This window comes from Ensifer sp., from assembly GCF_035999185.1.
In the GTDB taxonomy this organism is placed as follows: Bacteria; Pseudomonadota; Alphaproteobacteria; order Rhizobiales; family Rhizobiaceae; genus Ensifer.
On record NZ_DASYHB010000119.1, the window covers coordinates 20,533 to 31,760 of the forward strand.

Sequence of the window (11,228 nt, forward strand, 5' to 3'; positions counted from 1 at the left end):
GCTCTGCAATGCAGGGTTCATCTCATGGCGCCGCTGCATGCCTGACCTGCATGCCTGATTTGACGTAAGTCAACACATGACCACCTGTACTGCCCTATAGCCCCTAGGGAATAGGCCGGCCTCAAGATGCACCGAGGAGTGGACGTCATGCCCAAGCAATCCGCCATCCCGACGCTACCGACATTTGCGGACGCCTATGCGTATTCGCTCGACGCCTGGCAAAGATCTGTTCTCTTTCTCGACGTCATGCGGCAGCGCGGCGCGCAGTATGAGGAGCATCGAACGCAGACCGCTCCGAATGTCCTGGAATTCGAGGCCCGGCTGGTTACAGACGGACGCACGCTTGCGCGACCGGTGAACTACGCCCTGGTCAGCATCGTTCCGCCGGAAGGTGTCTCGATCGACGCCTCGAAACGCCCTTTCGTGGTCGTCGATCCGCGTGCTGGCCATGGTCCAGGCATCGGCGGGTTCAAGGCCGACAGCGAGATTGGCGTGGCGATGAAGGCTGGCCATCCCTGCTATTTCATCGGCTTTCTTCCTGACCCCGTTCCCGGCCAGACGATCGAAGACATTGCCCTTGCGGAAGCCGGTTTCCTCGAAACGGTGATCGCGCGCCATCCGGATGCGGATGGCAAACCTTGCGTGATCGGCAACTGCCAGGCGGGCTGGGCCGTGATGATCGTCGCGGCGCTCAGGCCCGAACTTTTCGGTCCTGTTATCATCGCCGGTGCGCCGCTTTCCTACTGGGCCGGCGTAAACGGGCAGAACCCGATGCGCTATTCGGGCGGGCTGCTTGGCGGCAGCTGGCTGACGGCGCTGACCGGAGATCTCGGCGCTGGCATATTCGACGGTGCCTGGCTGGTACAGAATTTCGAGAACCAGAACCCGGCCAATACCCTCTGGAGCAAGCAGTACAATCTCTATTCCAAGATCGACACCGAAGCGGCGCGCTATCTCGGTTTCGAGCGCTGGTGGGGCGGCCATGTGACATTGAACGCCGAGGAAATGCAGTTCATCGTTGATGAGCTGTTCATCGGCAACAAGCTTGCCACCGGCGAGATCCGAACCTCCGACGGAACGGCGATCGATCTGCGCAACATCAAATCGCCCATCGTCGTCTTCTGCTCGAAGGGCGACAACATCACGCCACCGCAGCAGGCGCTGGATTGGATCCTCGACCTTTACGACAGCGTCGACGAGATTCGCGCCTACGGCCAGACCATCGTTTACACCGTGCACGAAACTGTCGGGCATCTCGGCATCTTCGTCTCGGCAGGCGTCGCCAGGAAGGAACACGGGGAGTTTGCTTCCAACATCGACCTGATCGACGTGTTGCCGCCCGGCCTTTACGAAGCCGTGCTGACACCGGGAGCCGATGTGTTCGAGGGCCGGGAACTTCTCTCCGGTGAATGGCTGATGCGCTGTGAAGCGCGAACGCTGGACGATATCCGCGCGCTTGGCGGCAACGACATCGAGGACGAGAGGCGCTTTGCCACGGCTGCAAAGCTCTCCGAAGTCAACCTGTCGCTTTATCGGACCTACCTGCAGCCGGCGATCAAGGCGGCGGTAACGCCGCCTGTCGCCGAAGCCATGCGGAGCATGCATCCGCTGCGCCTGCAATACGCGCTGTTCGGCCCGGACAACCCGTTCATGGCCTGGACGGCAGCTCTTGCAGAACAGGTGCGCCAAAATCGCGAACCGGCGGCCTCGAACAATCCGTTCGTTGCGTGGCAGGAAACGTTGTCGCAGCAGGTGGTGGACGGCCTCGACGCCTGGCGGCGCATGGCCGAACAAGCCAGCGAGCAGACCTTCCACGCCATCTACGGCGCCCCAACCCTTCAGGCGGCGCTCGGGATCGATACGACTACGGACCAGTCTCCGCGCCGGGCGGCAAAGAGCCTTCTGCATCGCGAACTCGTCGACGCCCGGATCGCAGACCTCAAAAGCAGGATGGCGCAGGGCAGCACCTGCGAAGCCCTGGCGCGGGCCCTGATTTTCGTCGGCATGGCGCGGGGCGGCGCCGACGAGCGGGGCCTCGAGGCGGTCCGCAGGCTTCGGCAGGCCCATTCGGACGCAAGGCAATTGGAGCTCGCCGAGTTCAAGGCAGTCCTGCGTGAGCAGTACTTCATGTTGCTGATCAACGAGGATGCGGCGCTCGCGGCCTTGCCTGAACTCTTGCCGTCGGACGTCGAGGAGCGGAGATCGGCCTTTGCAGCCCTTCGCGAAGTACTCGACGCATCGGGGTCGGTGACTGGCTTGGCGTCCGAGAGACTGCAGCGCGTGGCGACGCTCTTTCGTCTCGACAGCGAGCCCCCGGTATCGATCACGACAGGGAAGGCTGTTCGCAACCGCAAGGCATCTTGAGCGCACAAGGAGTTTCACCGTGTCCGAGGCAAACGTTCAGGCGTCTGGCCTGTCCAAATACGATCTTTTGATCGCGGCAGCGCGCGACGAGACGCCGGCCGTGACGATCGTGGCGCATCCATGTGACGAGACATCGCTGCGCGGTGCCTTGGAGGCGGCCGAGATCGGATTGATAGCGCCGGTCCTGGTTGGTCCTGAAGCGAAGATACGCAGCGTCGCGGCGGAGCATCGGCTCGATCTGGGGTCGCGTGCGATCATCGATGTTCCGCACAGCCATGCGGCCGCCGCTACGGCGGTCGCGATGATCCGCGAGGGCAAAGGCGAACTCTTGATGAAGGGGAGCCTGCATACGGACGAGCTCATGAAGGAGGTCGCGGCCTCCGCCACGGGCTTGAGGACTGACAGAAGGATCAGCCACGTCTTCATCATGGATGTGCCCGGCCACGCCGAAACCCTGTTCATCACTGATGCCGCCATCAACATCTTCCCCGATCTCGAAGCCAAGCGCGACATCGTGCAGAACGCGATCGATCTCTGGGTGACGATCGGCCTCGGTCAGCCGCGCGTCGCAATTCTCTCGGCGGTCGAGACGGTGACGACGAAGATCCCGTCGACGATCGAGGCGGCAGCGCTATGCAAGATGGCCGAACGCGGGCAGATCACCGGCGGACTTCTTGACGGTCCGCTCGCCTTCGACAATGCAATCGACCCGGAGGCCGCGCGTATCAAGGGTATCGTTTCCCCGGTTGCCGGTCGCGGCCAGATTCTCGTGGTACCGGACCTTGAAGCCGGCAACATGCTCGCCAAGAACCTCACTTTCCTGTCTCACGCTGACGCTGCAGGGATCGTGCTCGGCGCACGGGTGCCGATCGTGTTGACGTCGCGGGCGGATTCCGTGCGCACTCGTCTCGCCTCCTGCGCCGTGGCCGCGCTCTATGCGGCCAAGCGGCGCGCGCCAGAAGTTGCGGCGGTGTGACCATGGACGCGCTTCTCGTCGTCAATGCCGGATCATCGAGCCTGAAGTTTCAGATTTTCGGCGTCCTCGACGCCGGCCTTGAGCTTCGGGTCAAGGGCCAGATCGGCGGCATCGGCACGCGTCCGCGCCTGCAGGCGAAGGCCCCGGACGGATCGGTTCTGGTTGACCGCAATTTCGAACCCGATGTCGTTTCCGATCTGCCGACTGCAATCGCAGCGGCGCGGGATTGGCTTTTGACGCTGGAAGGCTTCACGTTGCGCGCGGTCGGTCACCGCGTCGTGCATGGCGGCCCGGACTATGCCGAGCCCGTGCTGATCGATGCGGCCGTGCTTGAGCGTCTCGCGAGTTACCAGGACCTCGCGCCGCTGCACCAGCCCTACAATCTGGCACCGATCCGCCAGGCGATGGCGATCAACCCAGATGTTCCGCAGGTCGCCTGTTTCGATACCGCTTTCCACCATGGCCATCCGGAAGAGGTGAACTGTTACGCCATGCCGCGCCGCTTCTATGACGAGGGCGTTCGGCGCTACGGCTTCCATGGCCTGTCCTATGAGTATATCTCCCAACGCCTGCGCGACGTCGCACCGCAAATCGCGGGCGGGAGGTTCGTCGTTGCTCACCTCGGCAGCGGCGCCTCGATGTGCGCTCTGCGTGGCGGCCATAGCGTCGAGACGACGATGGGGTTCACCGCACTCGACGGCCTGCCAATGGGGACGCGACCGGGGCAGCTCGATCCGGGCGTCGTGCTCTACCTGATCCTGCAGCGGGGCATGAGCGCCCAGGCGGTCTCCGACCTGCTTTACCATGAAGCGGGGCTCAAGGGGCTCTCCGGCGTGTCGAACGACATGCGTGATCTTCTTGGCAGTGACGATCCGCATGCCAAGCTCGCCATCGACCATTTCGTCTATCGCTGCGGCCTCAACGCAGGCATGCTCGCCGCCGCGCTCGGCGGCATCGACGCCTTCGTCTTTACGGCCGGTGTCGGGGAGAATTCCGCGCCGATCCGCGCCCGGATCGCCGATACCATCGCCTGGCTGGGGGCTGAACTCGACCCGGCCGCCAACGAGATAGGCGAAATGCTGATTTCGACCCCGAAAAGCCGCGTCGCGCTCTACGTACTGCCCACCGACGAAGAACTGATGATCGCCCGGCACACGCTAGCACTGCTCAAGAGCCGTTCAGCCTGACCCAACGGAGACGCTCCATGTCCATACCCGCCGCAAAGGCCAAGCTTCTCGACGGTCGCAAGGGGCTCGTGGTCGGCATCGCCAACGACCGGTCGATCGCCTGGGGCTGTGCACGGGCATTCCGCGCCTTTGGGGCGGAGGTGGCCGTGACCTATCTGAACGACAAGGCAAAGCCCCATGTGGAGCGGCTGGCGCGCGAACTGGAGGCACCGATCTTCCTGCCGCTCGACGTCGCCGTGCCCGGACAGATGGAAGCCGTGTTCGAGGAGATCGAGAAGACCTGGGGCGAGCTCGATTTCGTCGTGCACTCGATCGCCTTTTCGCCAAAAGATACACTCGGCGGGCGCGTCGTCGACGTGCCGCGCGAGGGGTTCCTCAAGACCATGGACATTTCCTGCTGGTCCTTCATCCGCATGGCGCACCTGGCCGAGCCGCTGATGAAGAACGGCGGTACGCTCTTTACCATGACCTATCACGGCTCGCAGGTGGTGGTGGAAAACTACAACATCATGGGTGTCGCCAAGGCAGCGCTCGAAAGCGCGGTTCGCTATCTCGCCGCCGAGCTCGGCCCCAGGGGCATCCGCGTGCACGCCATCTCTCCGGGCGCCCTTGCCACGCGTGCCGCCTCCGGCATCCCGGAATTCGACGCGTTGCTTGAGAAGACCAAGATCAAGTCGCCGAGCCGCGAACTCATCGATATCGACGACGTCGGCGCGGCCACCGCCTTCCTCGCCCATGACGCTGCCCGGCTGATCACCGGTCAGGTGCTCTATGTCGACGGCGGCTATCACATCATCGATTGACGCGCCGCCCAGACTGTAGGACGACACAAACATTGTCGCGCCTGGGTTTGGCGAGGGTTTTATCTTTCGATGGCAGCAGAGGTGTAAGGTTGAGAAAGAGACGTCTGTTTTGCGCCGTCTCCATTGCCTTCGGCGTATTGTCGTTTCTTTATGTCTTTCGCGCACATCAGGCCGAATATGAGCGAAATTGCCTTTCAGGGTTTTCCGAGAGAAACAATAAGGCCGGGATCATCGATTATTACAGTAAGCGCACGGATGTCCACATAACGGAGAGTCAGGTGTCGATCAGTCGTGTTGAAGCGAACGACTACGGCACGTACGACTACGAGTATAGTGTACTTGGTGGGTGGAGTTCCGGGTTTGCGACCGGAAACAACTGCGGGAACGAAGAGATAAGCCCAAAAGGGCCGGAGCAATTGAAGTAAAACTGGAGCCATTTTCCTCTGCGCGAGGACAGTCAGATATTGCCCATGCAGAGATACTTCATCTCGAGATAGTCCTCGAGCCCGTGGCGCGAACCTTCGCGGCCGATGCCCGATTGTTTGATGCCGCCGAAAGGGGCGGCTTCCGAGGACATGCGGCCGGTGTTGATGCCGACCATGCCGTATTCCAACGCCTCAGCCACATGCCAGACGCGCTTCAGGTTTTCGGCGTAGAAATAGGCGGCGAGACCGTAGATCGTGTCGTTGGCCTCGGCGATCACCTGTTCGGCGGTTTCGAAGCGGATGATCGGTGCGATCGGGCCAAACGTCTCCTCCTGGGCGACGCGCATGTCGGTCGAAATGCCTGAGAGGACGGTCGGCTCGAAGAAGGTGCCGGACGTGCCGATCCTGTGGCCGCCGGCGCGCACCTTCGCGCCCTTGGACACGGCGTCGGCGACATGGGCCTCGATCTTTTCGATCGCGTGCCGGTCGATCATCGGGCCGATCGTGATGCCTGGGGTGAAGCCGTCGCCGACCGTCAATTCGGCAACGCGCCTGACGAACTTCTCGGCGAAGGCGTCATGGACGCCCGATTGCACATAGATGCGGTTTGCCGAAACACAGGTCTGCCCGGCATTGCGGAACTTCGCCTGGACGGCGCCGTCCACCGCCTCATCGATGTCGGCGTCGTCGAAGACGATGAAGGGGGCGTTGCCGCCAAGCTCGAGACTTACCTTCTTGATCTGGTCGGAACACTGCCTCATCAACAGCCGCCCGACTTCGGTCGAGCCGGTGAAGCTGATCTTACGCACCTTCGGATTGCTGCAGAGTTCGCGTCCGATCGCGGCACCCTCGGATGCATAGAGCAGATTGAGGACACCAGCGGGGAAACCGGCTTTCTCGGCAAGCACGAACATGGCACCCGCCACGAGTGGCGTCTGTTCGGCGGGTTTGAGCACGATCGCGCAGCCGGCTGCAAGTGCGGGCGAAATCTTGCGCGCGACCATCGATGCCGGGAAGTTCCAGGGTGTGATGGTGCCGACGACGCCGACCGGTTGCTTGATCACCAGCATTCGGCGGTCGTTTGCCGGTGCCGGGAAGGTTTCGCCATAGATGCGCTTGGCTTCTTCCGCATACCATTCGACGTAGGCGGCGGCGTGCAGCACTTCGCCCTTGGATTCCGAAATCGGCTTGCCCATCTCGGCCGTCAGGATCGCCGCGAGATCGTCCGCATGCGCAACGATCAGGTCGTGCCAGCGGCGAAGCACGGCACTTCTATCCTTGGCGGGTTTCGCCGCCCAGAGGATCTGCGCCTTAGAGGCAGCATCGATCGCCCCGCGCGCCTCGTCTATGCCCATGTCCGGGAGCGTCGCCAGCCGTTCGCCGGTCGAAGGATTGAAGACGTCGAAGGTCGCTCCGGTCCATTCCTTGGCGGCCTCCGGGATGGCGTGAAGCGGCGCGAACAGATCAGCGGACCGCAGATGTTTGGTGAGGGAAGGGGTCAAAGTCATGGCGGGCATCCTCCAACGGCGCCCGTCTGCATCCTGGGAAGGGGCCGCTTTTCCTTGTTCTTGCGGGTGCCGGCCAATGTCGGCACCCGAACCTCTCACACACGGCGTTAGCGCAAATCCGCAGAAAGTGCGACGCGGTTTTTCGTCCGCAAGCGTGCAATCTCAAAGCGATCGGTCAATTCGCCGTCACAATGACACGGCGAATTGACATGACGTCGCCTGGATGATGTCAACCACGCGCAGCGATGATCGACGCTTCGAGAATGTCGAGCGCTTCGGCAAAGACCTCGTCCTGGATGGTGATCGGCGCCAGGAAGCGGATGACGTTGCCGTGGACGCCGCAGGTCAAGAGGATGAGGCCCTTTTCCAGCGCGATCAGCCGCACCTTGTTGGCGAAGTCGGCGCTCGGCAGATTGGTCGTCACGTCGTTGAACTCGACAGCATTCATGAAGCCCGGGCCGCGGATGTCGACGATTTCTGGGGCTTGTTCGCGGATCGCTGCAAGGCGCTGCTTCAAGCGACCACCAAGCTGTTCGGCGCGTTCGCAGAGCTTTTCCTCGGCAATGACATCGAGAACGGCATGGGCTGCAGCGATGCCGAGCGGGTTGCCGCCATAGGTGCCGCCAAGCCCGCCGGGTGCCGGCGCATCCATAACCTCGGCGCGACCGGTGACGGCTGCGAGCGGGAAGCCGCCGGCAAGGCTTTTGGCCATGGTGGTGAGGTCAGGTGCGACGTCATGATGGTCCATAGCAAACATCTTGCCGGTGCGGGCAAAGCCGGTCTGGACTTCGTCGGCGATAAGCAGGATGCCGTGCTGGTCGCAGATTTCGCGAAGCGCCTTCAGGAACGCGGCAGGTGCCGGGTAGAAGCCGCCTTCGCCCTGGACGGGCTCGAGAATGATCGCAGCGACACGACCCGGATCGACGTCGGCGGCAAAGAGCTTCTTCAGCGCGGCAAGCGACTGTTCGGTGGTGATGCCGTGCAGCTCGATCGGGAAGGGGGCGTGGAAGACGTCGCCCGGCATTGCGCCGAAGCCGACCTTGTAAGGCACGACCTTGCCGGTCAGCGCCATGCCCATGAAGGTGCGGCCATGGAAACCGCCGGTAAAGGCGATGACGGCCTGGCGGCCGGTTGCGGCGCGCGCGATCTTCACGGCATTTTCCACGGCCTCGGCGCCGGTTGTCACGAAGATCGTCTTCTTGGCGAAGTTGCCCGGCGTCAGCGCATTCAGGCGTTCGGCGAGCTCAACGTAGGATTCGTAAGGAACGACCTGGTGGCAGGTATGGGTAAAGCGATCGATCTGCGCCTTGACCGCTTCGATGACCTTTGGATGGCGATGCCCCGTGTTGACGACCGCGATACCGGAGGCGAAATCGATGTAGCGATTGCCTTCCTTGTCCCAGATCTCGGCGTTTTCGGCGCGATCGGCGTAGATCTGGGTGGTCATGCCGACGCCACGGGAGATGGCGGCGTTCTTGCGGTCGGTGAGGGTGGTCATGGTGCGTTCCTGTCACGTCTGGAGTTAATATATTACATTTTTTCTGCAAGTTTATTCTGGAAGTGGTACACCTTTCACAGTCGATTGCAAATCAAATTTGGTGATCGAGACAACACGTCCGCTGATGTGCCGTTCTTGTCAGATCTTGATCGCGGCGGCTAAGGTTGCGGACACGCCGGAACTGCACGGATTCGCGCAGCGCCGTTGGGCGGTAAAGGAAAAATGGAATGGGCGCTGTGCGCTACAAGGTTGCCGAGGCGGCGCGCCTAGCGGGAGTTTCGGCCTCAACGTTGAGGCTTTGGGAGACGCAGGGGCTGGTCGTGCCCGAGCGCTCGCCGACAGGACACAGGCAATATACGGAGGGCGATCTCGCCCGACTGAAGCGCATTGCCTGGTTCCGCGCCGAGCGCGGGCTGAACCCGGCTGCGATCCGCGAGGCGCTGGAGGCGGAAGGATCCGCCGACGATCAGGTGGGCGCGCCCGCAGGTGACGGCGCCGACAATCAGGTCGGGCGTAAGCTCAGAAGCCTGAGGCATGCCGCCGGCAAGACGCTTGAGCAGGTCGCGGGCGATATCGGCATTGCCGCATCGGTGCTTTCGACGCTGGAGCGCACGTCGCAAGGCGTTTCTGTCGCCGTTCTGCACAACATCGCGGAGTATTTCGGGACGACCGTTTCGAGCCTCTCGGGCGAGGAGGAGGCGGATGCGCGCGCCGTGGTGCGCGCCGGCGAATGGCGGAGCTGGCCACGCACGACACCCGGCGTCACGGTGCAGCTGCTGGCCGACGGTCGCAACCAGATGGACTGCCACCGTTTCGTGCTGGAGCCGGGCGCGTCGAGCGAGGGCGCCTACCGGCATGACGGCGAGGAGTTCGTCCACGTCCTGTCCGGCCGGGTCGAGTTCATCCTCGACAGCGACCAATTCTACGACCTCGGCGTCGGCGACTCGCTCTATTTCGAGAGCAAGAGGCGACACGCCTGGACGAACAGGCACGACGGCGAAACAGTCCTTCTCTGGGTCAATACGCCGCCGACCTTCTAGGGAGCGCGAGGCTGCCAATTACATGGTCAGTCGAAACAAAATCGGCGCGTGGCCCCGCTGGGACCACGCGCCGATTGGCGTTTATGCTCGATCAAACGCCCGCCTCCCCTTTTTCCAGGAAGCGGGACGTTCTCCTGGATCAGGAAGCTGCGTAGCGCTTGGCCATTTCCGGCAGCCGCAGCGTGCGGATCTTGGATGCCTTGCCGGCGGTGCGGAAGGCTTCGAAGCGCTCCTTGCAGACCTCGGTCATCAGCGCGGTTGCCGGCTTCAGGTAGGTACGCGGGTCGAAGTTTTCAGGGTTCTCGACGAAGTTCTTGCGGATCGTGCCGGTCATGGCGAGGCGCAGGTCGGTGTCGATGTTGACCTTGCGCACGCCGAGCGGGATCCCCTTCTGGATTTCGGAGACCGGAACGCCCCAGGTCGGCTTCATCTTGCCGCCATAGGTGTTGAACAGGTCCTGCAGATCCTTCGGCACCGACGACGAGCCGTGCATCACGAGGTGCGTGTTCGGCAGCTTCTTGTTGATCTTGGCGATCGTTTCGATCGACAGGATGTCACCATCGGGCTCGCGGGTGAACTTGTAGGCGCCATGGCTGGTGCCGATCGCAACGGCGAGCGCATCGACGCCGGTCCTGGTGACGAAGTCGAGCGCCTGGTCCGGGTCGGTGAGGAGTTCTTCGCGCGATAGCTTGCCTTCGAAGCCGTGGCCGTCTTCCTTGTCGCCGGCGCCTGTTTCGAGGTTGCCGAGGCAACCGAGTTCGCCTTCGACCGAAACACCGGCCGCGTGCGCGATCTTCACCACTTCGGCGGTGACGGCGACATTGTAGTCATAGCTCGCAACGGTCTTGCCGTCCTTCTCCAGCGAACCGTCCATCATGACGGAAGTAAAGCCGTTGGTGATGGCCGAGATGCAGGTCGACGGCTGGTCGCCGTGATCGAGGTGCAGACAGACAGGGATGTGCGGGTATTCTTCGGCCGCACCCAGGATCAGGTGGCGAAGGAACGCGTCGCCGGCATAGGAGCGGGCGCCACGGCTCGCCTGCAAGATCACCGGACTGTCGGTTGCATCGGCGGCGCGCATAACGGCCTGAATATATTCAAGATTGTTCACATTGAACGCCGGCAGCGCGTAGTCGTTCTCCGCCGCATGGTCGAGCAGTTGCCGCAATGTGATCAATGCCATTCGCTAGTCTCCCTTGGTGCTTAAGCGCACCTTCCAGGTGCGCCACAAAAACAATCCGGCTCAAGACGCCGCATGGCATCATCGCTGGCAGCGATGGCCGGTACTCCGTGCGGCGTGACGGCGCGCGCGAATTGGTCGCGCCCACCGAAGTCAGGCGCACAATAGTTCATCGAAGTGGTTTGACAACCGGGCAAAAGGCAGGTTGCCAGAGGTCGAAAGACGCTTCAATCGATTTTACTGTGGA

The 11,228-nt window shown here is 62.5% G+C and carries 8 protein-coding genes; 5 read left to right on the forward strand and 3 right to left on the reverse strand.

Annotated features, from left to right (window positions below):
• Nucleotides 1-147 precede the first annotated feature (147 nt).
• The 4 genes from VGO04_RS14935 to fabI are packed head-to-tail and all read left to right on the forward strand — an operon-like array spanning nt 148 to nt 5,330.
• Nucleotides 148-2,364, forward strand: a complete 2,217-nt coding sequence (locus VGO04_RS14935; protein ID WP_327496743.1) for a DUF3141 domain-containing protein — start codon at nt 148-150, stop codon at nt 2,362-2,364.
• A gap of 19 nt (nt 2,365-2,383) precedes the next feature.
• Nucleotides 2,384-3,340, forward strand: a complete 957-nt coding sequence (locus VGO04_RS14940; RefSeq protein WP_327496744.1) for a phosphate acetyltransferase — start codon at nt 2,384-2,386, stop codon at nt 3,338-3,340.
• A gap of 2 nt (nt 3,341-3,342) precedes the next feature.
• A complete protein-coding gene (locus tag VGO04_RS14945) occupies nt 3,343-4,527 on the forward strand; it encodes an acetate/propionate family kinase (RefSeq protein ID WP_327496745.1) in 1,185 nt (394 codons plus the stop codon).
• Nucleotides 4,528-4,544: 17 nt separating this feature from the next.
• On the forward strand, nt 4,545-5,330 hold the full coding sequence (gene fabI / locus VGO04_RS14950) for an enoyl-ACP reductase FabI (RefSeq protein ID WP_327496746.1): 786 nt from the start codon (nt 4,545-4,547) through the stop codon (nt 5,328-5,330).
• A gap of 457 nt (nt 5,331-5,787) precedes the next feature.
• On the opposite strand, the gene VGO04_RS14955 is transcribed toward fabI, so the two are convergent.
• Nucleotides 5,788-7,263, reverse strand: a complete 1,476-nt coding sequence (locus VGO04_RS14955) for an NAD-dependent succinate-semialdehyde dehydrogenase (RefSeq protein ID WP_327496747.1) — start codon at nt 7,261-7,263, stop codon at nt 5,788-5,790.
• Between the two features lie 229 nt (nt 7,264-7,492).
• Nucleotides 7,493-8,761, reverse strand: a complete 1,269-nt coding sequence (locus VGO04_RS14960; RefSeq protein ID WP_327496748.1) for a 4-aminobutyrate--2-oxoglutarate transaminase — start codon at nt 8,759-8,761, stop codon at nt 7,493-7,495.
• A 227-nt stretch (nt 8,762-8,988) separates the two neighbouring features.
• Here VGO04_RS14960 and VGO04_RS14965 point away from each other — a divergent pair, with 227 nt between their 5' ends.
• Nucleotides 8,989-9,801: a MerR family transcriptional regulator gene (locus VGO04_RS14965; protein ID WP_327496749.1), complete on the forward strand. Its 813-nt coding sequence runs from the start codon at nt 8,989-8,991 to the stop codon at nt 9,799-9,801.
• A 139-nt stretch (nt 9,802-9,940) separates the two neighbouring features.
• On the opposite strand, the gene fba is transcribed toward VGO04_RS14965, so the two are convergent.
• The gene (gene fba / locus VGO04_RS14970) at nt 9,941-10,984 is read right to left on the reverse strand and encodes a class II fructose-bisphosphate aldolase (RefSeq protein WP_327496750.1); all 1,044 of its coding nucleotides are present in this window, start codon (nt 10,982-10,984) and stop codon (nt 9,941-9,943) included.
• Nucleotides 10,985-11,228: the final 244 nt, after the last annotated feature.

Coding starts and splice junctions, on each gene's coding strand:
- fba (WP_327496750.1), bottom strand. CDS start 10,984: ATGGCATTGATCACATTGCGGCAACTGCTCGACCATGCGGCGGAGAAC.
- VGO04_RS14965 (WP_327496749.1), top strand. CDS start 8,989: ATGGGCGCTGTGCGCTACAAGGTTGCCGAGGCGGCGCGCCTAGCGGGA.
- VGO04_RS14955 (WP_327496747.1), bottom strand. CDS start 7,263: ATGACTTTGACCCCTTCCCTCACCAAACATCTGCGGTCCGCTGATCTG.
- VGO04_RS14935 (WP_327496743.1), top strand. CDS start 148: ATGCCCAAGCAATCCGCCATCCCGACGCTACCGACATTTGCGGACGCC.
- VGO04_RS14960 (WP_327496748.1), bottom strand. CDS start 8,761: ATGACCACCCTCACCGACCGCAAGAACGCCGCCATCTCCCGTGGCGTC.
- VGO04_RS14945 (WP_327496745.1), top strand. CDS start 3,343: ATGGACGCGCTTCTCGTCGTCAATGCCGGATCATCGAGCCTGAAGTTT.
- fabI (WP_327496746.1), top strand. CDS start 4,545: ATGTCCATACCCGCCGCAAAGGCCAAGCTTCTCGACGGTCGCAAGGGG.